General features: G+C 70.6%; 23 protein-coding genes and 1 pseudogene. 22 read left to right on the forward strand and 2 right to left on the reverse strand.

Annotated features, from left to right (window positions below; all coding sequences use genetic code 11):
- Window positions 1-160: 160 nt before the first annotated feature.
- From DP939_RS36730 to DP939_RS36830, 22 genes are all read left to right on the forward strand, one after another.
- Window positions 161-2833, forward strand: coding sequence for a sensor histidine kinase (locus tag DP939_RS36730; RefSeq protein ID WP_158578915.1), 2673 nt, complete (start codon window positions 161-163; stop codon window positions 2831-2833).
- A gap of 58 nt (window positions 2834-2891) precedes the next feature.
- A complete protein-coding gene (locus DP939_RS36735; protein ID WP_111165589.1) occupies window positions 2892-3314 on the forward strand; it encodes a roadblock/LC7 domain-containing protein in 423 nt (140 codons plus the stop codon).
- Window positions 3315-3404: 90 nt separating this feature from the next.
- Window positions 3405-3803, forward strand: a complete 399-nt coding sequence (locus DP939_RS36740) for a DUF742 domain-containing protein (RefSeq protein WP_113985507.1) — start codon at window positions 3405-3407, stop codon at window positions 3801-3803.
- Window positions 3804-3816: 13 nt separating this feature from the next.
- A complete protein-coding gene (locus tag DP939_RS36745) occupies window positions 3817-4377 on the forward strand; it encodes a GTP-binding protein (RefSeq protein WP_113985506.1) in 561 nt (186 codons plus the stop codon).
- Window positions 4378-4522: 145 nt separating this feature from the next.
- On the forward strand, window positions 4523-6073 hold the full coding sequence (ffh, locus tag DP939_RS36750; protein ID WP_113985442.1) for a signal recognition particle protein: 1551 nt from the start codon (window positions 4523-4525) through the stop codon (window positions 6071-6073).
- 262 nt (window positions 6074-6335) lie between these two features.
- Window positions 6336-6800 (forward strand): 30S ribosomal protein S16, encoded by a 465-nt coding sequence (gene rpsP, locus DP939_RS36755; protein WP_113985443.1) that lies wholly within the window; start codon window positions 6336-6338, stop codon window positions 6798-6800.
- 1 nt (window position 6801) lies between these two features.
- Window positions 6802-7044 carry an RNA-binding protein gene (locus DP939_RS36760; protein ID WP_113985444.1) on the forward strand — a complete coding sequence of 81 codons (243 nt, stop codon included), beginning with the start codon at window positions 6802-6804 and terminating at the stop codon, window positions 7042-7044.
- Window positions 7045-7218: 174 nt separating this feature from the next.
- The gene (rimM, locus tag DP939_RS36765) at window positions 7219-7737 is read left to right on the forward strand and encodes a ribosome maturation factor RimM (protein WP_113985508.1); all 519 of its coding nucleotides are present in this window, start codon (window positions 7219-7221) and stop codon (window positions 7735-7737) included.
- Window positions 7738-7743: 6 nt separating this feature from the next.
- Window positions 7744-8517, forward strand: coding sequence for a tRNA (guanosine(37)-N1)-methyltransferase TrmD (gene trmD / locus DP939_RS36770; RefSeq protein WP_113985445.1), 774 nt, complete (start codon window positions 7744-7746; stop codon window positions 8515-8517).
- 228 nt (window positions 8518-8745) lie between these two features.
- The gene (gene rplS / locus DP939_RS36775; protein ID WP_111165582.1) at window positions 8746-9111 is read left to right on the forward strand and encodes a 50S ribosomal protein L19; all 366 of its coding nucleotides are present in this window, start codon (window positions 8746-8748) and stop codon (window positions 9109-9111) included.
- 224 nt (window positions 9112-9335) lie between these two features.
- The gene (gene lepB / locus DP939_RS36780; RefSeq protein WP_113985446.1) at window positions 9336-10214 is read left to right on the forward strand and encodes a signal peptidase I; all 879 of its coding nucleotides are present in this window, start codon (window positions 9336-9338) and stop codon (window positions 10212-10214) included.
- On the forward strand, window positions 10211-10801 hold the full coding sequence (lepB, locus tag DP939_RS36785) for a signal peptidase I (protein ID WP_113985447.1): 591 nt from the start codon (window positions 10211-10213) through the stop codon (window positions 10799-10801). The genes lepB (DP939_RS36780) and lepB (DP939_RS36785) overlap by 4 nt, the downstream gene beginning before the upstream one ends.
- 91 nt (window positions 10802-10892) lie before the next feature.
- Window positions 10893-11546 carry a ribonuclease HII gene (locus DP939_RS36790; protein ID WP_318656340.1) on the forward strand — a complete coding sequence of 218 codons (654 nt, stop codon included), beginning with the start codon at window positions 10893-10895 and terminating at the stop codon, window positions 11544-11546.
- 36 nt (window positions 11547-11582) lie between these two features.
- The gene (locus tag DP939_RS36795; RefSeq protein ID WP_030511723.1) at window positions 11583-11906 is read left to right on the forward strand and encodes a DUF2469 domain-containing protein; all 324 of its coding nucleotides are present in this window, start codon (window positions 11583-11585) and stop codon (window positions 11904-11906) included.
- Between the two features lie 217 nt (window positions 11907-12123).
- The gene (locus DP939_RS36800) at window positions 12124-12477 is read left to right on the forward strand and encodes a YraN family protein (RefSeq protein ID WP_113985449.1); all 354 of its coding nucleotides are present in this window, start codon (window positions 12124-12126) and stop codon (window positions 12475-12477) included.
- Window positions 12478-14031 carry a YifB family Mg chelatase-like AAA ATPase gene (locus DP939_RS36805; protein ID WP_113985450.1) on the forward strand — a complete coding sequence of 518 codons (1554 nt, stop codon included), beginning with the start codon at window positions 12478-12480 and terminating at the stop codon, window positions 14029-14031.
- On the forward strand, window positions 14028-14378 hold the full coding sequence (locus tag DP939_RS36810; RefSeq protein ID WP_113985451.1) for a hypothetical protein: 351 nt from the start codon (window positions 14028-14030) through the stop codon (window positions 14376-14378). Before DP939_RS36805 ends, DP939_RS36810 begins: the two co-directional genes overlap by 4 nt.
- The gene (gene dprA / locus DP939_RS36815; protein ID WP_113985452.1) at window positions 14371-15558 is read left to right on the forward strand and encodes a DNA-processing protein DprA; all 1188 of its coding nucleotides are present in this window, start codon (window positions 14371-14373) and stop codon (window positions 15556-15558) included. The genes DP939_RS36810 and dprA overlap by 8 nt, the downstream gene beginning before the upstream one ends.
- A gap of 902 nt (window positions 15559-16460) precedes the next feature.
- Window positions 16461-16850, forward strand: a complete 390-nt coding sequence (locus DP939_RS45650) for a hypothetical protein (protein ID WP_147268275.1) — start codon at window positions 16461-16463, stop codon at window positions 16848-16850.
- A gap of 109 nt (window positions 16851-16959) precedes the next feature.
- The gene (locus DP939_RS36820; RefSeq protein WP_147268276.1) at window positions 16960-21108 is read left to right on the forward strand and encodes an HPC2 multi-domain protein; all 4149 of its coding nucleotides are present in this window, start codon (window positions 16960-16962) and stop codon (window positions 21106-21108) included.
- Window positions 21105-22127, forward strand: a complete 1023-nt coding sequence (locus DP939_RS36825; RefSeq protein WP_113985454.1) for a hypothetical protein — start codon at window positions 21105-21107, stop codon at window positions 22125-22127. Before DP939_RS36820 ends, DP939_RS36825 begins: the two co-directional genes overlap by 4 nt.
- 271 nt (window positions 22128-22398) lie before the next feature.
- Window positions 22399-23331, forward strand: a complete 933-nt coding sequence (locus DP939_RS36830) for a tyrosine recombinase XerC (RefSeq protein WP_113985455.1) — start codon at window positions 22399-22401, stop codon at window positions 23329-23331.
- 69 nt (window positions 23332-23400) lie between these two features.
- Here the strand turns inward: DP939_RS36830 and DP939_RS36835 are convergent.
- Window positions 23401-23904, reverse strand: a pseudogene (locus tag DP939_RS36835) (murein hydrolase activator EnvC family protein); the annotation flags it as partial.
- A gap of 101 nt (window positions 23905-24005) precedes the next feature.
- The gene (locus tag DP939_RS36840; RefSeq protein WP_113985456.1) at window positions 24006-25283 is read right to left on the reverse strand and encodes an MFS transporter; all 1278 of its coding nucleotides are present in this window, start codon (window positions 25281-25283) and stop codon (window positions 24006-24008) included.
- Between the last annotated feature and the right edge of the window lie 33 nt (window positions 25284-25316).

Below are 25316 nucleotides of genomic sequence, written 5' to 3' on the forward strand. Positions count from 1 at the left end.
AGCAGGCGGCGACCGCGGCAACTGGGAGGCCCCTCTGGCGGCCACCGCCACGCAGGGGGAGCGGGGCGGGAGACGAGGCCGTCGCGATGAGACGGGCAGGACGGCGAAGGCCGCCCCGCCCGCAGCCTCGCGCGCCACGCCCGGCGGCGGGTGGCCGTCCGTGCGCAACTGGCGGGTGCGGTCCCGGCTGATCGTGCTGGTCCTCATCCCGACGATGGCCGGAGTCGTGCTCGGCGGGTTCCGCATCGCCGACTCCGTGGCCGAGGCGGACGAGTACGAGCGGGCGCGCGCGCTCGCGTCGTTCGCCATCGCACTCGGCGACCTCGCCCACGAGCTGGAGCTGGAACGCGACCTCGCGGCGCGCTTCGTCGCGGCCGGGCGGCGGGCCGAGGACCTGGAGACCCTGCGGGTACAGGAACAGCAGTCCGTCGATGACCTGCGGCGGGAGGTGAACCGCGCGCTCGACGCCGCGCTCGCCGGCAGCGGCTCCCCGCGGGTGGTCGGCGAGATCGCCCAGATCCGCACCCGGCTGAAGCAGCTCGACGGCGTGCGGGCGGCCGTCATACGTACCGAACTGGGCGCAGAGCCGGTGCTCTACCGCTACAACGGGATCGTGGACGACCTGCTGGCCGTGCACGACGAGATCGGCCAGGGACTGTCCGGCGGCGAGACGCTGGCGAACGGCGTCAGCGCGTTCCAGGCGCTGACCGAGGCCAAGGAGCACGCCTCCAGCGAGCGGGCCCTGCTGTCGGTGGCCATCGCCTCGGGCGGCTTCACCGCGACCCTGGTGGACGAGCTGGCCGCCGTACGCGCCGGACGCGACAGCGCGCTCGCCACGTTCAAGTCCGAGGCGACGCCGGCCCAGCGCCAGTTCTACGACGACACCGTCACCGGCCAGAAGGTGGACCGGGCCGAGTACATGCGGCTGCGCGCCATCATCGCGGCCACCGGAGGACCCTCCGCCCGCCCCGCCGCGCCGCTCGCGCCCCAGGAACTCGGCCGCTGGTTCGACGCCACGAGCGACACCATCGAGCGGATGCGCGTCGTGGAGCGCCGCGTGGGCGCCTGGATCGTGGCGACCAGCCTCGAACTCCGCGACCGCGAACGCCGCGGCGCGCTGTCCGTCACCGTCGCGGTGGGCCTGCTGCTGCTCATGGTCCTCGGCATCACCGCCGTCATGGCGCGCTCGCTGGCCGGTCCGCTGCGCCGGCTGCGCGACGCGGCGCTGGAGGTCGCCGGACGCCGCCTGCCCGAGACGGTCGACGCCCTGCGGGAGGGCGGCGAGGGCGCCGCGCCCGGGGACCTCCAGCCGATCGGCGTGACCACCCGCGACGAGATCGGCGAGGTCGCGCGGGCGTTCGACGAGGTGCACCGGGAGGCCGTACGGCTGGCGGGCCAGGAGGCCACCCTGCGCAACAACGTCAACGCGATGTTCGTCAACCTGTCCAGGCGTTCCCAGACCCTGGTGGAACGGCAGCTCACCCTCATCGAGTCCCTGGAACAGGGCGAGCAGGACGAAAGCCGGCTGGGCCACCTGTTCCGGCTCGACCACCTGGCCACCCGCATGCGGCGCAACAGCGAGAACCTGCTGGTGCTCGCCGGGCAGGAGCCCGCCCGCCGGTGGGGCGGGCCGGTACCCCTGATCGACGTGGCCCGTGCCGCGCTGTCGGAGGTCGAGAACTACGAGAGGGTCGTCCTGCGCATCCCGACCGGCCCCGCCGTGGTCGGCTCCGGTGTCAACGACCTCGTCCACCTGATCGCCGAACTGGTGGAGAACGCGATCTCCTTCTCGCCGAGCGAGACCGCGGTGACCGTCTCCACCAACCGGATCGACGGCGGCGGCATGATGATCGCGGTCAGCGACGTCGGGATCGGGATGACCGCGGCCGAGCTGTCCCAGACGAACTGGCGGCTGGCCAATCCGCCGGTGGTGGACGTGTCGGTGTCGCGGCGGATGGGCCTGTTCGTGGTCGGGCGGCTGGCGTTGCGGCACGGCATCAGGGTCCAGCTCCGCCAGCAGGAGACCGGCGGGCTCACCGCCATGGTCCTGGTACCGGACACGCTGCTGGCCGAACCCGAGCCGTGGAACGGGGTCTCGCGGGCGGCGCACGAACGGCAGGCCGCGCTCGCGTCCGGCGCTCCCGGCCCTTCGCCGATGTTCACGCCCACGATCACCTCCCCGGGGTCCGCGCTCCGCGAGGACCTGTGGAGCGACAGACCGCGCGGCGGGGACTCCGGCGCGTGGGAGATACCGCCGGGGATTTTCTCTTTCCGCGATTCGGCCGCGGAGGCGACCGGGCCCATCGACCGGATGACCGGTGGGGCGCCCGCCGGGACCGCCGGGCGTTTCAACGGCTCGGACGTCCCCCGCGACCCCGACGACTACCTGCCGATCTTCGCCGCGGTCGAGTCCGACTGGTTCCGCGCGGCGAACCCGCGGCAGGAGACCGACCGGCCGGGCGGGGACGCTCCGCCGCCGGACCCGCGCCACTGGACCTCACCCGCCGACGCCGGGTACAAGGCCGCCGAACAGGTCGCCGGCGGGCCCGCGCTCGGCGGCATCACCCACGCCGGCCTTCCCAAGCGCGTGCCCAAGGCCAACCTGGTGCCCGGCGCGGTCACCGCCGGGCCGCAGAGCGTGCCGGTGCCCGCCGCGCTGCCCGCGCCCGTGCCCCGCAGGCCCCCCGTCTCGCCGGAGGCCGTACGCGACCGCCTGGCGGGCTTCCAGCAGGGCGTGCGGCAGGCCCGCGCCGCCTCGCGCGGCGAACCGGCCGGGGAACCGGCCCCCACGGACTTCACCTGGAACGCAGAGAACAGCAAGGAGGACTCGTGATCAAGCGGGTTCATGTGCATGGCGCGAGCGCCCCGGCGCGCGCCATCAAGGAGGGGCAGTGCGAGAACTGAGCCAGGCGGCACGCGGTATCAACTGGCTGATCACCGACTTCGTGCACAACGTGCCGGGAGTGGCGCACACCGTCGTGGTGTCGTCCGACGGCCTGCCGCTGGCCTTCTCGGAGGGCTTCCCGAGAGACCGGGCCGACCAGCTCGCCGCGGTCGCGGCCGGGCTGATCAGCCTGACCCAGGGCGCCTCCCGGGTGTTCGAGGGGGGAGCGGTCACCCAGACGGTGGTGGAGATGCAGCGCGGGCTGCTCCTGATCATGTCGATCAGCGACGGGTCATGTCTGGCGGTGCTGGCCGCGCCCGACTGCGACATGGGTCTGGTGGCCTATCAGATGACGCTTCTCGTGGAGCGGGCCGGGCAGGTGCTCACGCCCGCCGTACGCGCGGAGCTCCAGGCCGCCCATCCACGGTGATGGGCGGGACCCTAGGAGGTCGCCGTGACAGGACACGGCTTTCATGATGGCCGTCCGCTAGGAATGCCGTACAACCCCCCGTACGAACCCATGGACGAGCCCCACCGGAACACCGGTGGGGCGCATTACCTCACGCCGCCTCCGGCCGGGGAGCAGAGCTCCCTGGTCCGGCCGTACGCCGTGACGGGCGGGCGCACCGCCCCCCGTACGCAGCTCGCAGTGGAGGCGCTGGTCTCCTCACTGACCTCCCTGCAGCAGGATCTGACCCACCGGACCCCCGAGTACCAGGCGATCAGTGCGCTGTGCCGGCAGGTGCGGTCGGTCGCCGAGATCTCCGCGCTGCTGCGTATCCCGCTCGGCGTCACCAGGATCCTCGTCGCCGACATGGCGGCCGAGGGGCTGGTCCAGGTGCACCAGACGACCTTGGAGGCGGGCAAGCCGGATCGCAATCTGTTGGAAAGGGTGCTCAGTGGACTTCGCAGACTCTAATCGGAGTGGCGGCCTGACCTCGACGAAGATCGTCGTGGCGGGCGGTTTCGGCGTTGGGAAGACGACTTTCGTCGGGGCGGTTTCAGAGATCTTGCCGCTGACCACGGAAGCGATGATGACGAACGCGAGCGCGGCCATCGACGACACGGCCCTGACGCCGATGAAGACGACGACCACCGTGGCGATGGACTTCGGCCGGGTGTCGCTGGACCGGGATTTGATCCTCTACCTGTTCGGCACTCCCGGTCAGCACCGTTTCTGGTTCATGTGGGACGACCTGGTGCGCGGCGCGATCGGCGCGGTGGTGCTGATCGACACCCGCAGGCTTGCCGACAGTTTTCCCGCCGTGGACTATTTCGAGGAGGCCAAGCTGCCGTTCATCGTGGCGGTCAACGGCTTCGACGGCCACTACTCCCACACCGAGGAGGAACTGCGCGAGGCGCTGACCCTGGCCCCGCAGATTCCCATTGTCCAGACCGACGCACGGGCCCGCGAGTCGGTCAAATCCACACTGATCACTTTGGTGGAGCACGCGCTGACGATTCGCATGGCCGTACCGGGTGGGGGACGCTGAACGCCCGTCAGAGGTTAGGCTGGGAGGCTGAGTCGCCCGGGACCGTGTGCAGTACGCCTTGCGAGACGCTCCCAGGCGGCGCACCACTCCGTTGCACGACCGCACGACCTGACGCAGGACCTGACGCGCAGAGGCTGGCCATCACGTGTTCGAGACGCTTTCCGACCGCCTGACATCGGTCTTTTCCTCCCTTCGTGCCAAGGGACGGCTCTCCGACGCCGACATCGACGCGACCTGCCGCGAGATCCGCATCGCGTTGCTCGAGGCCGACGTCGCCTTGCCCGTGGTACGGGCCTTCGTCGCCCACGTCAAGGAACGCGCGCGGGGCAGCGAGGTCTCCCAGGCGCTCAATCCGGCCCAGCAGGTCGTGAAGATCGTCAATGACGAGCTGATCGAGATCCTGGGCGGCGAGACGCGGCGGCTGCGGCTGGCCAAGACCCCGCCGACGATCATCATGCTGGCGGGCCTGCAGGGCGCGGGCAAGACCACGCTCGCGGGCAAGCTGGCCCGCTGGCTGCGCGAGCAGGGCCACGCGCCCATGCTGGTGGCCGCCGACCTGCAGCGGCCCAACGCCGTCCAGCAGCTCGCCGTCGTGGGCGAGCGCGCCGAGGTGGCGGTCTTCGCCCCCGAGCCGGGCAACGGCGTGGGCGATCCGATCGACGTGGCCCGCCGGTCCATCGACCACGCCAAGCGGCAGCAGCACGACGTCGTCATCATCGACACCGCGGGCCGCCTGGGCATCGACCAGGAGCTGATGCGGCAGGCGGCCGACATCCGCGACGCCGTCCGGCCCGACGAGATCCTTTTCGTGGTGGACGCCATGATCGGCCAGGACGCCGTCACGACGGCGCAGGCGTTCATGGAAGGCGTCGGCTTCGACGGCGTCGTACTGACCAAGCTGGACGGCGACGCCAGGGGCGGCGCGGCCCTCTCGGTGCGGCACATCACCGGCAAGCCGATCATGTTCGCCTCCACCGGGGAGAAGCTGGGCGACTTCGACGCCTTCCACCCCGACCGGATGGCCTCGCGGATCCTCGACATGGGCGACGTGCTCACCCTGATCGAGCAGGCCCAGAAGACGTTCGACGAAGAGCAGGCCAAGAAGATGGCCGGCAAGCTCACGTCGGGCGACGGCTTCACCCTCGACGACTTCCTTGAGCAGATGGCGATGGTCCAGAAGATGGGACCGATCAAGAATCTGCTCGGCATGATGCCCGGCATGGGGCAGATGCGCGACCAGCTCAACCAGATCGACGACCGCGACCTGGACCGGATCGCCGCCATCATCCGCTCCATGACGCCCGGCGAGCGCGCCGAACCCAAGATCATCAACGGCTCCCGCCGGGCGCGCATCGCCCGAGGGTCCGGTGTGAGCGTCACCGAGGTGAGCAGCCTGGTGACCCGCTTCTTCGACGCCCAGAAGATGATGAAGCGGATGGCGGGCGGCCTGGGCATTCCCGGCATGCCCGGCAGCGGCGGCGGGCGGAAGGCTGCCAAGTCCGCCAAGAAGGGCAAGAAGGGGCGCAGGGTCAGCGGTGACCCGCGCAAGGCGGCGCTGGGCCGCAAGCCGAGCGGCGGCGAGGGTGACATCCCGGCGCAGAAGCTGCCGCCGGGCCTGGGCGGCAAGCTGCCCCCCGGCCTGGAGCTGCCGCCCGGTTTCGACCCCTCCAAGCTCAAGCTGCCCGGCCAGAACTGAACCAAGCAACGGTGCTGTGTCGGTGCCTTTTCGGTGCCTTCTCGGTACCGGCGACGACCGAATCGGGCCAATCAGGTCACGATCGTCGTGTGATTGCGCCGCATGCCGTTCGATCTGGCACAATGGCATGTTGGAACAACACGGCCACGCGGGTGCCCTCTCATCCTCGCCGGCCGTCTGTCCCTCGGACGGCCTTCCCGTCGTGCCCCACTCGATGAGACGCCGTTCACCCACGCTCGAATGTCCAGGAGAGACCACACCCGTGGCAGTCAAGATCAAGCTCAAGCGGCTCGGTATGATCCGCAACGCGCAGTACCGCATCGTCGTCGCCGACAGCCGCACCAAGCGGGACGGCCGGGCGATCGAGGAGATCGGTCTGTATCACCCGAAGGAGAACCCTTCGCGTATCGAGGTCAAGTCCGAGCGCGCCCAGTACTGGCTGGGGGTCGGCGCGCAGCCGACCGAGCCCGTGCTCAAGCTGCTCAAGCTCACCGGCGACTGGCAGAAGTTCAAGGGCGAGCCCGCCCCGCCGCCGCTGAAGGTGGCCGAGCCCAAGCCGGACCGCCACGGCATCTACGAGGCCGCGGCCAAGGAGGCGCTGTCCGGTGACACCGGCGGTGCCGCCACCACGCAGCGCAAGTCCAGGAAGTCGCAGAAGGCCGAGGAGCCCGCTGCCGAAGCCGCCCCCGCCGCTGCGGCCGAGGAGTCCTCGGAAGGCGGGGCCTGAGGTGCTTGAAGAGGCCCTTGAACACCTGGTCAAGGGCATCGTCGAGCATCCTGACGAGGTCCGTGTCCGCGGTCGGCGCATTCGCACCGGGCGCGTGCTGGAGGTCCGGGTCCACCCCGACGACCTCGGCAAGGTCATCGGCCGTGGCGGGCGCACCGCGAAGGCGCTGCGCACCGTCGTGAACGCGCTGGCCGACGGCAAGTTCGTCCGTGTCGACCTGCTCGACCTGAACGAAGCCCGCTGACCTCGCGCCCGGACGCCGTCCGGCCGGCCCACGTTCCACCGTGTCGTGGGCCGGCCGTGCTCCGCTCCGGCGGGGCGCTTTTCACATTTCCCGGGTACCGGGGCACCGTGCAGGTGGGGTACCGCTTCCGTTCTTCGCCGGGCGCGCGGACATGCGCCCATGGAGGTCAGTTTCGTGCAGCTCGTCGTGGGACGCATCGGCCGCCCGCACGGCGTGCGGGGCGAGGTCAGCGTCGACGTGCGGACCGACGACCCGGCGCTGCGGTTCGTCCCTGGCGCGTCGCTCGCCACCGATCCGGCGTCCGCCGGGCCGCTGGTCATCGAGCAGGTCCGCCCGCACTCGGGGTTCCTGCTGGTGCGCTTCGCCGGCGTGCACGACCGCGACGCCGCGGGGGAGCTGCGGGGCGTCCTGCTGCTTGTGGATTCCGACGACTCCCCGCCGCTCGACGACCCCGACGAGTTCTACGATCACCAGCTCATCGGCCTGTCGGTGGCCGCGCCCGGCGCCGAGCCCGTGGGCCAGGTCGCCGACGTGCTGCACCACGGCCAGGACCTGCTGGTGGTGCGCCGCACCGACGGGCGCGAGGTCTACGTGCCCTTCGTACGCGCCCTGGTGCCGGAGATCGACCTGGAGGCGGGGCTGCTGATCGTGGACGCGCCCCCCGGCCTGCTCGACCCGGACGAGTCCGTCTGAGACCCCATGCGCATCGACATCATCTCGATCTTCCCCGAGTACTTCACGCCGCTCGACGTCTCGCTGATCGGCAAGGCCCGCGAACGCGGCATCCTGGACATCACCCTCCACCAGCTCCGTGACTGGACCCACGACGTGCACCGCACCGTGGACGACAGCCCTTATGGCGGCGGTCCCGGAATGGTGATGAAGCCCGAGCCCTGGGGTGAGGCCCTGGACGCCGTCGCGGCGCGTTCCCCCGAGGCCCGGCCGCGCCTGGTTGTCCCCACGCCGAGCGGTCGGCCGTTCACCCAGGAGCTCGCGCTGGAGCTCGCCGCCGAGCCGTGGCTGGTGTTCGCCTGCGGCCGCTACGAGGGCATCGACGCCCGCGTGATCGACGAGTACGCCACCAGGACCCAGGTGGACGAGGTCGGCATCGGCGACTACGTCCTGGCCGGGGGAGAGGTGGCCGTGCTGGTCATGGTGGAGGCGATCGGGCGGCTGCTGCCCGGCGTGCTCGGCAACGAGCTGTCGGCCACCGACGACTCCTTCGCGCCGGGCGCGATGCAGAACCTGCTGGAGGGGCCGGTCTACACCAAGCCCCCGCAGTGGCGCGGGCGGGAGGTGCCGGAGATCCTGCTCTCCGGCCACCACGGGAAGGTCGCCAGGTGGCGGCGGGACGAGGCGCTCCGACGTACCGTCCGCAACCGGCCGGACCTGGTGGCGCGACTGGACCCTGACACGCTGGACAAGCGCGACCGCGAGGTCCTGTCGGAGTCCGGCGCCGAACCGCGGCCCTGACGGACGCCTTCCCGGCGCCGGCCGATTTCGATGTGGCGCGAAGATGTGGCAGACTGAATCGCTGTCGCCGACTGTCCATCGGTCGGTGAGCCGTGGCCGGGCTCGCCAAGCCGGCCTCATCGACACCGCACGTCAAACCAGTCAGCACGCGTGTCCGCCGCGACGCCGCGCCTCACCGCGCGGCCGGACGGACCTCCGCGCGCTCGCGTCTATGTAGGGACCGTAGCCATGCACACGCAGATCCAGGAGCTTGAGAAAGCCTCGATGCGCACCGACGTCCCGGACTTCCGTCCGGGCGACACGCTGGAGGTGCACGTCCGCGTCGTCGAGGGCAACCGGTCCCGCATCCAGGTCTTCAAGGGCTTCGTGCTGCGCCGCCAGGGCGGTGGCGCGCGGGAGACCTTCACCGTCCGCAAGGTCAGCTACAGCGTCGGCGTGGAGCGCACCTTCCCGGTGCACAGCCCGGTCATCGAGAAGATCCAGCTCGTGACCCGCGGCGACGTCCGCCGCGCCAAGCTCTACTACATGCGCGACCTGCGCGGCAAGGCGGCCCGCATCCGCGAGAAGCGTGAGGCGGCCCCCTCCGGCAAGTGACCGGCGCGCATCGACCCCGCGCCGCCGGTCGTCCGATATGGCCCGTGCCCCGGTGGGCGCGGGCCATTCGGTTTCGCAAAGCCGGAGACATTCCCAGGTCCCGGGACGTAAAGGGGTAAACGTGTCCGTGAACGGCTGTGACTCCCGTGCGGAAGGCGACGCGCGGGTTTTCCGAGGCGGTCTGCCCGCCCTCTGGCACCGCGCATCATCTAGGCTCGTCACCAATGGCTAACGAGGACCCGGGGTCTGGCGCGGCCGCGCACACCCCCGCCGAGGACGAGGTGCACGTGGTCGCGGAAGACACCGAGAAGGCCGCAAAACGCGGCAAAGAGAAAAAGGGTTCGTTCTGGCGCGAGCTGCCCGTCCTGGTAGTCGTGGCGCTCGTCTTGGCATTCATCATCAAGACGTTCGTGATTCAGGCGTTCTACATCCCGTCGGAGTCGATGGAGAACACCCTGCTCACCAATGACCGGGTCCTGGTCAACAAGCTCGTCTACCACACCCGCGACATCGAGCGCGGCGACGTCGTGGTGTTCTCCGGGGTCGACTCCTGGGACGGCGAGGTGCAGTTCGAGGAGCCGTCCAACCCCATCGCGGCCTTCTTCCGCTGGATCGGTACCGCCTTCGGCATGGTCCCCGGCGAGAAGGACTACATCAAGCGCGTCATCGGCGTCCCCGGTGACAAGGTGAAGTGCTGCGACTCCAAGGGCCGGATCACGGTCAACGGCACGCCCATCGAAGAGGACGGCTACCTCTATCCGGGCGACGTGCCCTCGCAGAAGTACTTCGAGGTCACCGTCGAGCCCGGCAGGCTGTGGGTGATGGGCGACCACCGTTCGGTGTCCCTCGACTCGCGTTCGCACATGGGCGACCCGGGCGGCGGCACGATCCCCGCCGACCACGTCGTCGGCCGTGCCTTCGTCATCGTCTGGCCGTTCTCCCGCGCCGCGACCCTGCCCATCCCGGAGACCTTCGCCCAGCCCGCGCTGCACGCAGCCGCCGCGGTCGGCGGCGCGGCCCCGCTGGTGCTCGGCTTCGCCGGAGCGGTGCCCCTGGTCCTGGTGCGCCGCCGGCTGCTGCGAAGGCGCCCCGGCAGCCGATGACCGTGACGGAGGACGAGAAGAAGCGGCCGAAGGGCGAGCGGGCCGGCAAGAAGCGCGGGAGCCTGCGCGAGACGGTCGGCCTGATCGCCATCGGCGTGGTCATCGCGCTGCTGCTGCAGGCGTTCGTGATCGGGCAGTTCTGGATCCCCTCGGAGTCGATGCAGAACACCCTGCAGATCGGCGACCGGGTCATCGTCAACAAGCTGCACGGCTCGGCCGACCGCGGCGACATCATCGTGTTCCGCGGCTGGGACGGCAGCGACACGATCAAGCGGGTGATCGCGGTGGGCGGCGACACCGTCGAGTGCTGCGACGCCAAGCGCCGCATCTCGGTCAACGGCGTGCCGCTGGACGAGATTTACGTCCACCCCGACGACTACCCCTCCAAGCGGAAGTTCAAGACCAAGCTGGCGGCGGGCAAGCTGTGGGTGATGGGCGACCACCGCACGGCGTCGTCGGACTCGCGCGAGGAGTACAACGGGCCGGTCGACGAGGACGACGTGATCGGGCGCGCCTTCGCGATCATATGGCCGTTCTCCCGGGCGACCATTCTGTCGCGGCCCGAGACTTTCGCCCGGGTCCGATAGCAATCGGTGATCCAGTGCGCGTAACCTCGATGCTGTCATGACTGTTGTGTCGCGCATCTCAGCGCCGGCGTACCGCCCGAGGCCGAGCGTCGTGCGGCGGGATTCGGGCCTCTACGCCTACGAGAGGGCGCTGGCGCGGCGGGGGTTCACCCCCATCGCCGGGGTGGACGAGGCGGGCCGGGGGGCCTGCGCGGGGCCGCTGGTGGTGGCCGCCGTGGTCCTCGGCAGGCAGATCGACGGGCTGTGCGACTCCAAGCTGGTGTCGCCCGCGGTACGCGAGGGCCTGTACGACCGCATCCTCGCCACCGCCAAGGGCGTCGCCACGGTGATCATCTCGCCGGAGGAGATCGACACGCGCGGCCTGCACAAGTGCAACATCGCCGGCATGCGCCGCGCGGTCGCCCGGCTGTCCTTCGACCCGGGCTACATCCTCACCGACGGCTTCCCGGTGCCGGGACTGCCCGCCCCCGCCCTGGCCATCTGGAAGGGCGACCAGGTCGCGGCCTGCGTGGCCGCCGCCTCGATCGTGGCCAAGGTGACGAGGGACCGCATCATGACGGCACTGGACGAGCAACATCCCGAATACGGCTTCGCCGTACACAAGGGGTATGTCACCCCGGGTCACCGGCTTGCCCTCGCCAACCACGGCCCTTGTCCGCAACATCGTTTCTCCTTCGTCACGGTGGCGCGTTCCGGGCTGGGTAGCGAGATGGGTGAGAATGAAGTGGGGGCCGGTGTCGTCTGAAGGGGCGGCCCGGGAGGCACGTGACAGGAGGACGGGATGAGCGCAGAAGATCTCGAAAAGTACGAGACCGAGATGGAGCTGCAGCTCTACCGTGAGTACCGCGACGTCGTGGGCCTGTTCACCTACGTCGTGGAGACCGAGCGGCGGTTCTACCTCACCAACTCGGTCGACCTGGACGTGCGCACGGCCGAGAACGGCGACGTCTTCTTCGACGTGAAGATGCAGGACGCCTGGGTCTGGGACATGTACCGCCCGGCGAGGTTCGTGAAGAACGTCCGTGTCGTCACCTTCAAGGACGTCAACGTCGAAGAACTCGCCAAGCCCGACCTCGAAATGCCCAAGGAGGGCTTCTCCTCCTGACCCCTGATCCCTCCTGATCTCCTGGCCGCCTCCGGCCAGGTTCTTTTCCCCTGCCCCAGGGGGACTTCAAGCAGCCTTCCCTTACCCGGCGGACCGTGCGCGGGAGTCGTTGTCCACAGGGGCCGGCGACGTAGCGTGCCGGGTTATCCACAGAACGTGGTTCACGGCCTTTCCGACCGGCCCGGGTGAGAGATGCTCGGCGCCGGAGGTGGTTGCCATGGCGGCCAAGGATGAGTTGGGCAGGCACGGCGAGCAGATCGCCGCCGATTTCCTGCAGGCGCGTGGCTGGGAGGTCCTGGCGCGCAACTGGCGCTGCAGAGAAGGAGAGATCGACATCGTCGCCCGGGACGGCCGGGCGCTGGTCGTGGTGGAGGTCAAGACCCGGTCGGGCCGTACACACGGCACCGCGCTGGAGGCGGTCAATCCGCTCAAGGTGCTACGCCTGCGGTTACTCGCGGGCCGATGGCTGGCGGGCCAGAGCGAGCGGTTCGACGCGGTGCGCGTCGACGTCGTCGCCCTGGAGCGGTTCGGGCGGGCCTACGCCATCCAGCACGAGCGGGGGGTGTCCTAGATGGCGGTCGCCCGCACCCGGTGCGTCGCCCTGATCGGCGTCACCGGCCATGTGATCGAAATCGAGGCCGACATCTCCAACGGCCTGCCCGGCATCCACCTGATCGGCCTGCTCGACACCGCGCTCAGCGAGGCCCGCGACCGTGTCCGGTCCGCGGTCATCAACAGCCGGTACGGCTGGCCCGAGACCCGCGTCACGGTCAGCCTGTTCCCGGCGAGCCTCCCCAAACGGGGCAGCCAGTTCGACTTGGCCATCGCGATGAGCCTGCTCGGCGCGGCCGGCGTGGTGCCGGGCGAGCGGATCGCCGAGCCGTTCTTTCTTGGGGAGCTGGGGCTGGACGGGCGGGTCCGCGTGGTCAGGGGGATCCTCCCCTCGATCGTCGCGGCGGCCGAGGCCGGGGCCGCCAGTGTGGTCGTTCCCGCGGGCAACGCCGCCGAGGCGGGCCTCGTCCCCGGCGTACGGGTGATCCCGGTCCAGCACCTGCGCCAGCTCGTGGAGTGGCTGCGGGAGGGCGACCCGGCCCGCCCGCCGCAGTGCGACGATCCCGCCTCCCCGCAGCAGCGCGCGGAGCCGTCGCAGGCGCCCCAGCGCCCCGGCCCCGACCTGAAAGACGTCGCGGGCCAGCCGATGGGGCGAAAGGCGCTTGAGGTGTGCGCCGCGGGCGGTCACAACCTCTGGATGCTGGGGCCGCCGGGCACGGGCAAGACGATGCTGGCCGAGCGGCTGCCCACGCTGCTTCCGCCGCTGGAGTACGAGCAGGCCCTTGAGGTCACCGCCATCCACTCCATCGCGGGGGCGCTGCCGGCCGGGCAACCGCTGCTCGCCGGCCCGCCGTTCGTCAGCCCGCACCACACCGCGACCGTCGCCGCCGTCGTCGGTGGCGGCACCTCGGTGCCACGCCCCGGCGCGGTCTCCATGGCCCACCGCGGCGTGCTGTTCCTCGACGAGGCGCCCGAGTTCGCGACCTCCGTCCTCGACTCCCTGCGCCAGCCGCTGGAGTCCGGCACGGTCACGGTCTCCCGCGCCGCGGGCACGACCACCTTCCCCGCCCGTTTCATGCTGGTCCTCGCGGCCAACCCCTGCCCATGCGCCCAACCGGCGAGCCCATCGGAGCCCTGCCAGTGCACCCCCACGGTGAAACGACGCTACCTCGCACGTCTCTCCGGCCCACTGCTCGACCGGATCGACGTGAAGGTCTCCGTGGCCCGCTCCACCCGGCGCGAACTGATGGCCGACCGCCGCTTCGCCGAACCCAGCGGCGTCGTCCGCGAGCGGGTCCTACAGGCCCGCGAACGCACCGCCAAGCGCCTGAGCGGTACCCCCTGGCGAACGAACTCCGAGATCCCGGCCAGCGCCCTGCACGGCGACCTACGGCCTCCCGAGGAGGCGATGCGCCCCCTCACCGCCTGCATCGACAACGGTTCCCTGAGCGCCCGCGGCCTCGACCGAGTGACCCGAGTCGCCTGGACACTCGCCGACCTGGCGGGCAAGGACCGCCCGGGTGCCGAGGAGACCAGCGCGGCCCTGGCGCTGTGGTTGGGGGTCGGCCAATGACCGCGCCTTTCGGCACCGTGCCGCTCACGGATGAGGTCAGGTTGGCCGGGGCTGCGCTGATGTGCGCGGGTGAGTCCGGAGGTTCGGTGCCTTGGACGCCTGCGGACCTGGCGGGTAAGGATCGCCTGGGCGTCGAGGAGACGGGGGCGGTGCTCGCGTTGGCCGAGTCCTCTGGTGCTGTGCCGCTGACGGATGAGGCCGGGTTGGCCGGGGCTGCGCTGATGTGCGCGGGTGAGTTCGGAGGTTCGGTGGCTTGGATGCTCGCTGACTTGGACGGGAAGGGCCGTCCGGGGGCTGAGGAGACGGGTGTGGCCATGGCGTTGTGGTCGGGGTCGGCCAATGACTGAGTCTTCTGCTGCCGTGCCGCCCTCGGACGAAGCGAGGTTGGCCAGGGCCGCGCTGATGCGGGCGGGGGAGTCCGGTGATCCGTTGCTCGGGCGGCTCATCGAGGTGTGCGGGCCGGTGGAGGCGCTGGCTCAGATCCGCGAAGGCGAGCTGACCGCTGAGATCAGCCGCCGGCTGGCGCACGATCGGGGCCGTACCCTGCGGGACCTGCAGGCGAAGGTGACAGGGTGGCGGACACGGCTGCTGGCGGCCGACCCTGAACGCGACCTGCTCGTGGGTCGCGAACGGGGGGCCAGACTGGTGGTCCCCGGCGACATCGAATGGCCGTCCCAGCTCGATGATCTGGGAGCGGGCCGCCCGACGGGGCTGTGGGTGGAAGGCGAGGCCGACCTCCGCTTCTCCTGTCTGCGTTCGGTCGCCATCGTGGGCGCGCGCGCCGCGACACCGTACGGCGTCCACGTCGCGTCCGAGATGGGGGCCGAGCTGGGCCAGGAAGGTTGGACGGTGGTATCCGGCGGGGCGTACGGCGTGGACAGCGCGGCGCACCGAGGTGCCCTCACCACGGAGGCGCCCACGGTCGCGGTCCTCGCCTGCGGCACTGACTACTGCTATCCGTCCGGCCACCACGACCTCTTCGCCGTCATACGCGAACGCGGGGTCCTGATCAGCGAGTCTCCGCCCGGGGCCCACCCGACGCGGAGCCGCTTCCTGATCCGCAACCGGCTCATCGCCGCCCTGTCCAGGGGCACCGTCGTCGCGGAGGCCGCCGTTCGCAGTGGCGCACTGAACACCGTCAACCACGCCCTCGCCCTGCATCGCCACATCGGCGCGGTGCCCGGGCCGGTCACCTCCGAGAGTTCGGCCGGGTGCCACGCACTGCTACGGCAGGGCAAGGCCCAGTGCGTCACGAACGCAGCCGAGGTCCTCGACCTCATCGGCGCGATCGGAGCCGACCTCGCTCCGGAACCCAAGGGCACGGTGATCCCCCTGGACAGCCTCAGCCCCGAAGCTCGCGCGGTCCTGGACGCCATCCCCTCCCGAGGCCCAGGAGCGGGCCCCGCCACCATCGCCGTCGCGGCGGGCATCGACATCCAGACGGCCCTGAGCCGCCTCGGCGCCCTCGCCGCTGCCGGCTACGTCCAACACGGCCGCCAAGGCTGGCGCCTCCGCGACCGCCGCTGACGGAAAAACCGAGCCCAGGAGCCGGTGGATCTTGCTGACCAGGGAACTTGAGCTTGAAAAAAGTTCAGTGCCAACGCGCGCTTGGGCCGGTTTCGCTCCTACCTGCCGTCGGCGCGAGCCGCTGATCGGCCGGGAACACAGACCCGCCCGGGCGGCGTGGCGATGGCGGGTGGTGAGGTCGTCGCCCGCTGTTCCCGGGTATGCGGATCGCCGAATGCCACCCGCTTCCGGCATGCCGAGCGGCCCAGGTGGTCCGGTGGTAGGGCGGCGGTCCGGCCTGGCGTGTGGTGATCAGCCTGAGGGGCGTCCCCGTTCCGGTCGCCGAGCAACGGCCTTGGGTCTGGTTCCATCCGGATCAGAGAGGCCAAGCGGGTGCGGCCTATCAGCCCGCCTTGAGCGCGATGTCATTTGACCCGTCAACCACATCGTGGGAGGTACACACCGATGCCGCGTTCGGCCGTAACGAATCCGCGCCCCACCCGGCAGCACGGCCTGATCGCCGTTGCGCTCACCTCGACCCTGCCGGCCGCCTGTACCAGCAGCGCAACTACCGGAACCGCGCCCACTCCGCTCCTACAGCCCACCGGCACCGCGCGGAGTGCTCCTCCGGCACTCCCGCTGTCCAGCCCTCCGACCACCATCTCCGCCGATCAGCCGGGCATCGACACACCGCGGGCCGTGGCAATCGAGTGGACCGATCCGAACCCTGCCGCATGGATCGATCGCGTACGGCCCTGCGTCACCGACGCCATGCACACCCACAACACCACACTCCGCCATAGCAGCGCAGGCACCGGCCGGACCGACTTCGTCGACCAGCACTGCAAAGCAGCGTCACCGTCCTCGCCGCAGTCGTGCCGGCCGAGTCTTCCCCCGGAACCGCGAGCACCGTAGACATCCCGGTGACCGGCACCGTGCGCACGACCTGCGCAGACGCCGCCGACCGGCCGACCGAGCAGGCCTCCACACTCATGGTGATCGAAGCCTCCACGGGTGGCGCATCGGCCAACGACTGTTCTGATGAGCCATGCGGGCTGGACACGATGGGCACCGTCGAGCAGAGGCGCCTCCGTGCCGGGCGTCACGCCGTCCGGCACTTGTGTCCGGTTTCCGTGCCGGTTTCCGTGCCGGTTTCCGTGTCCGGTTCCCGTATCGTCCAATCGGCGATCCGCAGGGCGTACGTTTGCTGGGGCCTGGATCGCGGTGGTTCGGTGACGCTGTGGCGACGCCTGGAAGGCGGTGCCGCGACCGGCTGGATGGCATGCTGTTGGCGCCTGGTATCCCCAAGCTGACCAGCGAAGGCGCCGGATGCCCCCACCTGTGAAGGTCCGCGGTCCGCGACCGCCCGCCCTGGCCGCATCGCCCGCGGTCCGGCTGAGTCGGCCGGCGACCCCCAGTGCGATGGATTCGGGCACGGCCGATGTGGTCTGTGCCCGTGCGCAGCTGGGCAACGCGGCCGTGACCGCGACGATGGGCGGCCTGGCGAGAGGTGCCGAGCCCAGGCTCTCCGCGTGGACCGCCCAGATGATGGTGGCCGGCCAGAACCTGGTGGGCAACCAGGCCATCGCGAACCAGGCCACCGCGCTTGCCCCGGCCACGCCCGTCACCCCCACGACAGCGGTGCCCACTCCCGCGGGTCTCGCGCCTGGCCCACCCGCACCGAGGAAGCCCCCGCCCGCCAAGCCGGCCGCCCGGAAGACCGGTGCGCAGCCCGCCACGGCCCCGGACAAGCAGGACCTGGCGAAGGACAAGACGCCCGAGGAACGGCCGGAGAAGGGGGCGAAGAAGGACAAGGGCGCCGGCCCGCGCTCACCGGGCGCGGACCCGAAGTTCCAGGCGCTGCGCAAGGACGTCGACCGCAAGAAGAAGACGATCGGCGCCGCCCACCCACCGGCGGTCGCGGAAGCCGGGGCGGCCCAGGAAGCCGCGGAAGCCCCGGCAGACGACCAGGAGGCCCGCGGCAAGGCGGCGCACGCCGAGGACATGGACGCCGCCCGGCCGAAGGAGTTCGACAAGCAGAAGTTCATCCAGGCGGTCAAGAAGGCGATAGCCGACAAGGCCCCGAAGAACCTCGACGAGGCGGACAAGTTCCGCGAGTCGGGCAAGGCCGAAGAGGTCAAGACCGAGGTCCAGGGCAAGGTCGGCGAGGGCAAGGACGCATCGGCGCAGGAGATCGCCGAAACGACCGCGGCACAGCCGCAACCGGCACCGGACGCCAAGCGGGTCGTGCCCCTGGCCGGCGACAAGGTGCCAGGCAAACCGGGCACCCCGAACCCGGCCCAGGCGGCCCCGGACACGCTGCCCGCGTCGGCGACGGACATGTCGGCAGGCCCGGACCAGGTCGACCGGCAGATGGCCGACGCACAGGTCACCGAACGGCAGCTGTCGTTCAAGAACTCCCGCGAACCACAGTTCGACAAGGCGGTCAAAGAGAAGAAGACGATGGAGGCCCACTCGGAGGCCGCCCCGAAGAAACTCCGTGCCGACGAGGCCGGCGAGCTCAAACAGGTCAAGAACACCGCCGCGGCACAGGGCTCCGCCGCGATGGCAGGCATCCACGCGACCCGCGTGACCACCGGCCAGCAGGTGGGCACCGGCAAGAAGGGCGCGAAGAGGACCGACGAGGACAAACGAAGAGAGGTCACCGACCTCCTGCAGAAGGTCTTCGACCAGACCAAGTGCGACGTGGAGAAGATCCTTACCGACCTGGACAAGAAGGTCGACGACCAGTTCACCACCAAGGAGAAGCGCGCGCGGGACCGCTTCACCCGCGAACACGAGGAGGGCATGGAGCGGTACAAGGACGAGCGCTACGGCGGCCCGCTCGGCTGGGCGCGGTGGACCAGGGATCTTTTCGCGGGCCTACCGGAGGAAGCCAACCGCATCTACGAACACGCACGTGACAACTACCTGGCGGCGATGGACCAGATCATCACCGAGATCGCCGACACGGTAGAGGCCGAGCTGAAACGCGCCAAGGACCGCATCGCCGCGGGCCGCAAGGAACTCAAGACCGCGGTCGACAAGCTCCCGGCCGACCTGAAGGCGATCGGCCGCGAGGCGGCGACGGAGTTCGAGGGCAAGTTCGACGAGCTGAAGGACACGGTCAACGACAAGGGCACCGAGCTGGTCGACACTCTGGCCACCAAGTACACCGACGCGGTCAAGGCGGTCGACGACGAGATCGCGAAGGAGAAGGAGAAGAACAAGGGCCTGGTGGCCAAGGCGGCCGACGCGATCGGCGGTGCCATCAAGAGCATCATCGAACTGGGCCGCATGCTGATGGGCGTCCTCCGCAAGGCCGTCTCGGCGATCGGGGCGATCCTTGCGGACCCGATCGGCTTCCTGGGCAACCTGGTCACCGGCGTCGGCGGCGGCCTGAAACTGTTCATGCGCAACGCCGGCCGCCACCTGCAGGGCGGCGTGCTGGCATGGCTCCTGGGCACCGGCGGGGCGATGGGCCTGCAACTGCCCGCGACGTTCGACATCCTCGGCATCCTCACCCTGATCGCCACGATCCTGGGCCTGTCCTGGCCCAACATCCGCGCCCGCCTGGCACGCAGGGTCCCCCAGCAGGCGCTGGTGGCGGCGGAAACCGCGGTCCCACTGGTCGCACAGGTCAGACGCCGAGGCGTAATGGGCATGTGGGACGACCTGAAGACAAGGGTCGGCGACCTCAAGAAGGAACTGATCGGCAACCTGGTCTCGTTCCTGCTGCCCACCATCATCATCGCGGGCATCACCTGGATCGTCTCGCTGTTCAACCCCGCGTCGGCGTTCATCCGCGCCTGCAAGATGATCATCGACATCGTCCGCTTCATCGTCACCAACGCCCGCCAGATCATCGAATTCGTCAACGCGGTCCTGGACGCGGTGATCGCCATCGCCCGGGGCGGCACCGGTGGCGTCCCCGCCCTGGTCGAACGCGCCCTCGCCAGGTCGATCCCGGTCCTGATCGGAGCCCTGGCCGCATTGCTGGGCATCGGCGGCATCGCGGGCAAGGTCAAACAGGTCTTCCAGAAGATCGCCCGCCCGGTGAACCGCGCCATCGACCGGGTCATCGACAAGATCGTCGGTTTGGTCAAGAAGCTGTGGGCCAAACTGAAGGCCCGCCGCGGCCGGCCGGCGAGGGCACGCAGGCCGGGCAGACCGGACAGGCCGCAGCGGCCGGGAAGGCCGAGACGCCCCGGGGACCGGGTAAGTCGCCGGGACAACACGCCGGACGGCCAGCGTAGGCGGTTGCGGGCCGCGGTCACGGCCGGCGTCCGCGCGGTCAACCGGCTGAGCGGGCACGCGGTCGGGCGCCCACTGATCGAGCCCCTGCTGACCGCGATCCGCATCCGGTACGGCCTGTCCGTGCTCCGGCCGGTCGAACAGAGCGGCCGATGGGCGGTCTACGGCGTGATCAACCCGGAGATGACCGGGCCGACCTCGAAGAAGGCCGACGGCGGCGACAACCCGAACTTCAGGGCGGACGCGAAGAAGTTCGAGGAGGTGCTGGGTGCGAAGGCGGCCGTGCACCCTGCGGCGACCTCCGCGCTGGCGGGCATGGCCGCGAAGGTGAAGAAGTACCTCATCAAGGCCACGGGCAGCTGGGAGCATGCGAACACGGCGCTGCACGCGCTGATCAAGAAGATCGCGGCCACGAACGTCGAACTGGCGACCCGGGCCGGCTCGGTGGTCGACCTCGCCGCCGTGCAGGCGGAGGCGGACGAGGCCGCGCGGCAGGTGATGCTGATGAAGCCGGTCATGGCGGTCTTCGACGAGGGCACGCTGACCGAGCGATTCACCCACATCATCAGCTTCTACAGCAACGTGCTGGGTGCCGATCTCGTCGATCCGGAGCGGTTCCGGGCCAATGTGAAGGGCTGGGTCATCGCGGCGGACCTGGACCTGGGCCGGCTGAGGAACCTGGCGAGAGCCGTGCGGAGGCCCGGACGGCGCAGCGTCCGGGGTGCCATGGCCCCCGTGCCGAGAGGATCCGACGTCGAGCTCCAGCCATGGACGAGAATCAGGCGGGACGCGAGCGAGAGCAGGGAGGTCGGCCTGCGAGCCGACGAGCTCGGCCTGCCGATGAGCCCGCGCGAGGTGGCGCAGCAGCGGACGCTCCAGGAGGATTGGGACCCGGACCTGCACGCACTGAAGTGGGAGGCCGGGTCCAAGGAGTGGCGGATCAGGGAGGACGGCGAGTTCGCGACGAACAGGGTGCTGGGCAGAAGGGCACAGGACTGGGTGCGGGCGATGCAGGCGCTCGACATCCCGCTCGCCGCCGGCCCGTCCGGAACCACCAACGTGATGATGAACGTGGCGGTGGCGTTCCGGGCCGGCCGGTACGACACCAGGCTGGCCTCCATCGGCTTCCTGGTCGGCGCGCGACACCACTCGCTGGTCGAGGTACTGGCCGCCGCGGAGCCGTTCGGCTGCTCGTACACCAAGGGGCGCAGGATGTACCGGAACATCAAGCCGATCGACACAGCGACGTTGCGCACCTACGGCAACGGTAAGTTCCCCGACGAGGCGACCGCACCAAGGAAGGGCGGCGCCTCATGACGAGGCGGTGCCGCCCCCACCCGCAACTGGTCGGGGCGGACTACTGGCTGCCGACCGAAGCCTTCGAGGTCGGCTGGGCCACCGCGGTCGGCTGCAACAACCTGCGCTGCCCGGACTGCGGGGAGGCGGTGCGGTCGGACGGACCGCCGGGCCGCACGGTTCGCCGCTACCGGTGCGCCTGCCTGCAGCACCTGGAGACCTGGACCTACTGGGTCGGCGGTGAACCGGAGGACCTCTACCCGGAAAGGCTGAGCTGGTACTGCGCCGGTCATCCGAACCTGACGCTGCCGGTGGTCCTGGACGGCGTGCCGCTGGACGCCGGGACCGACTGGGGCGCGGTCGCCGCCGCCGCCATGCTGGAGGAGCCGTTCCGCCCGCCCGGCATCGACGTCCGCCAGGCGTGGCTGGTCCGGCTGTTCCGCCTGCTCTCCCGGGAACGGGCGGCATTGAGCGCGGCGATCGCCGGGCTCTTGTACACCACCGATCCACGCCTGGTCTCGGGCGCCATCGACTTCTTCATCACCGAGCGGAAGGCTCCTGGCGCGGAACGCATCACCGCCATGGTGATCTCACGCCGGGACTGGCTGGCGGAGACTCCCGCGCCGGGCACGCCGTCCGTGTCGCTGCTCGACGACGCGATGCTCCTGCTGCACACCCGTCTCCTGGACACCGGCCGAGCCGCCGACCGGCCGGCGCTGGCCCTGGCCAAGGAACTGGCGCTGTCGGGTATCGGCCCTGACGACACCGCGCACACGTTGATCGATCACGATCCAAAGTGGCTCTGGGCCAACGCCCGCTCGCTGATCCACGCTAATCCGGACTGGGCGGATGATCTCGCCTTCCTGGCCACGCAGCAACGCGCCTCGATGCGGCCCCGGCTGCTGCGCGATCTCGCCGCCGTCGCGCCGGACGCGGTCCGTAAGGCCGTCACGGAACGCATCCCCGAGCCGGAACGGCAGCGGCTCTTCGAGCTGCTTCGTGGTGACGATGCGGAAGCCGACCTGGACGAAACCGACTGACCAGGCGCCTCCGTCACCGGCCGGGGCGGCATTCCTCTCACCGGGGCGGCCATAGGGATCGCGCGCACCGCCGCTCCTGCGATGGTGGCATCGCCGACGCGGTCCGGCCGGCGGCGACGGTGGAGGTCAGGAGGGAGGGGCACGGTTTCGAGCTTGCCTCCGCGGCCGGGACGTCGCAGTCGGCGGTGTTCGTGCGCGGGGTGGGGTGGGCTTGAGATCGTCACGCTTTCGGGTGTTCGATGCTTTCGCCTCGGTGCCGGGGTAAGAGGGGATGGTCGGTGTGCTCGGAGAGGGGGCTGGGGTGGGTGTTCCGGGGCTGGATGAGGTGGCGGGGGAGTTCGAGCGGTTTCTGCGGTTGGAGCGTGGGCTTTCTGAGCACACGGTGCGGGCCTATCTGACCGACCTGGGCGGGTTGCTGGGGCATTTGCGAGCCACGGGGGCGCGGACCTTGGCGGGGTTGGACATCGTCGTGCTGCGGGCGTGGCTCGCCGAGCAGCATCGGGCGGGGCTCGCGCGGGCGACGCTGGCCCGTCGGACGGCGTGTGCGCGGGTGTTCTCGACGTTCGCCCATCGGCGGGGGTGGCTGGCCGATGATCCGGGGTTGTTGCTGGGGACGGCCAAGGCCGGACGGACGCTGCCGGCGGTGCTGGGGCAGGATGAGGCGCGAGCGGTGCTCGACGGGCCCGAAGGGGAGGGGCCGAAGAGGCTGCGCGATCAGGCGATCATGGAAGTGCTCTACGGCACCGGGATCCGGGTCAGTGAGCTGTGCGCGCTCGACGTGGACGATGTCGATCGTGACCGCAGGACGTTGCGGGTGCTCGGCAAGGGCGGCAGGGAGCGTACGGTGCCCTTCGGGGCTCCGGCGATGCAGGCCATGGACGCCTGGTGCGTGCAGGGCAGGCCGCTGTGGATCCGGGAGCGGAGCGGGCCGGCGCTGTTCCTCGGGGCCAGGGGCGGGCGGATCGACCCCGGGACGGTACGGCGGGTCGTGCACGCCCGGCTGGCCGCGGTGGAGGGCGCTCCCGACATGGGCCCGCACGGGTTGCGGCACACGGCGGCCACGCACCTGCTGGAAGGCGGGGCGGACCTCCGCAGTGTTCAGGAGATCCTGGGACACGCCTCGCTCAACACCACCCAGATCTATACCCATGTGTCCATCGACCGGCTCCGGAGCGCCTACCGGCAGGCGCATCCACGAGCTTGAGGTGGGCGGCGGCCACAGGGGGAGCAGCCGGACCGGGGCGAGCCCCAGGAGCAGCAGCGGGTCGAGATAGCCGGTGCCGCCGCGCAGGCCCCAGTGCAGGCAGGAGACCGGGCAGTGGGCAGGGCCGCCGATCGGTGGCTCCTCGATGACGCCGAGCGCGTCGCCGGCGGCCACCGTCTGGCCGCGGCGTATTCGTGCCCGGACGGGCAGGTACGTGCTTCGCAGCCCGCCTTCGTGCAGGACGGTGACCACCCCTCGCCCTCCCACCGGCCCGGCGAAGCCCACGGTGCCCGGTCCGGGGGAACGGATCGTGTCGCCCGGAGCGGCCTGGAGATCGACCCCCCGATGGCCGGCGAGCCAGGGCTGCGCGGGAGGCGCGAAGTGCCGCAGGATCCGCGGCCGACCTGTCACGGGCCATGTCCAGGCCGGCGGTGAGGGGGTGCTGTCTCCGTTCGCCGGAGGGACGGGGAGGCAGGTGGCGAACACCATGAGGGTGGTGCCCGCTCGCGTGAACGCGCGCCGGAGGAAGCGTGCGGCGGCGGTGAAGGACGGGCGGGGCGTGGTGTGGTTCATCTGCCCAAGGGTGGAGGACGGCGCAAGATCGAGGAGCGGGTGAACGCGGTTCTGTGGATGGCGAGGGGGCGTTGTCCACAAGTAGGCCGAATCAAGGGGCGTCAAGGGCGCGGGGCGTGGCGGAGGGGGGAGAGCCAGATGCAGGGGATGGCGAGGAGGCCGCCCGCGGCGCAGATCCAGATGACCGGGCGCAGGCCGAAGAGTTCGCCGAGCACGCCGCCGATCAGGCCGCCTATGGTGAGGACGCCCTGGGTGGCGAAGGCCGAGGTGGCCTTGACGCGGCCGAGGTACTCGGTGGGCGTCTCGCGCGCCATCAGCGTGTTCATGCAGGTCGCGAAGGTGACGATGACGATGCCCACGACGATGGAGGCCGAGCCGAGCAGCGCGGCCTTGACCGGCAGGGAGCCGCCGGTGAAGGCCACGACCACGTAGTCGCTGGGGAAGAGCAGTACCGAGCCGAGCAGTACGCGCTCGTCGCCGTACCGGCCGACCAGGCGCGGGACGATGATCGCGCCGAGGATGCCGCCGATCCCGAAGCAGGCGGTGAGGCCGCCGATCATCCCGGACGGCAGTTCCAGCTCGTTGAGGGCATAGAGCATGAAGATCGCGATGTAGGCGCTGGCGAAGAAGTTGTGCGTCGCGCCCGCGCCGAGGAGGGCGCGCAGGATCGGGTTGGCGAGGCTCAGGTGCAGGCCGTACTTGATGTCGCGCCACATGCCCTGGGTGGCGGCGGGGGTGTGCCGCTCGGTGGCACGGATCGAGCGCAGCAGCGACGCGGAGATCAGGAAGGCGACGGCCTCCGCGAGTACGGCGAGCGGGGCGCTCAGCGCCTGTACCAGCACACCGCCCAGGCCGGGGCCGCCGACCGAGGCGACGGACTGTGTGGCCTGCGCCCCGGCGATGGCCTCGGTGCGCTGTGAGGGCGGTACGACGGCGAGCAGGTACGGGAAATCGGCCGACCGGAAGACGACCGCGCAGGCGCCGACCACGAAGGCCACCGTGAGCAGGTAGGGCACCGTCAGCACGCCGAGGTACCAGAACAGCGGCACGGTGGCGGCCATGACCGCCGCCACCAGCTCGCAGGCGATCATCAACGGCCTGCGCCTGGTCATCCGGTCCGCGACCACGCCCGCGACCAGCCCGAACAGCAGATGCGGGAGCGTCGAGGCGGCGGTCAGCGCGCCCATCTCCAAGGACGAACTGCCGAGCAGGGTCGCCGCGGTGAGCGGGATGGCCAGGCGGGAGACCTCCGAACCGCTGAGCGAGATCGTCCGAGCGGTCCAGTAGAGGCGGTAGTCGCGCTGCCTTCTGAGCGGTGGCTCGGGCGCGGGTACGACGGCCGGATCCGGGTGCGGCGAGTCGTGAAAGATATCTTTCATAGTTGTGAAGATAATGCTTCACGATTACGAAGA

It is taken from the genome of Spongiactinospora rosea (assembly GCF_003315795.1).
Taxonomy (GTDB): Bacteria; Actinomycetota; Actinomycetes; order Streptosporangiales; family Streptosporangiaceae; genus Spongiactinospora; species Spongiactinospora rosea.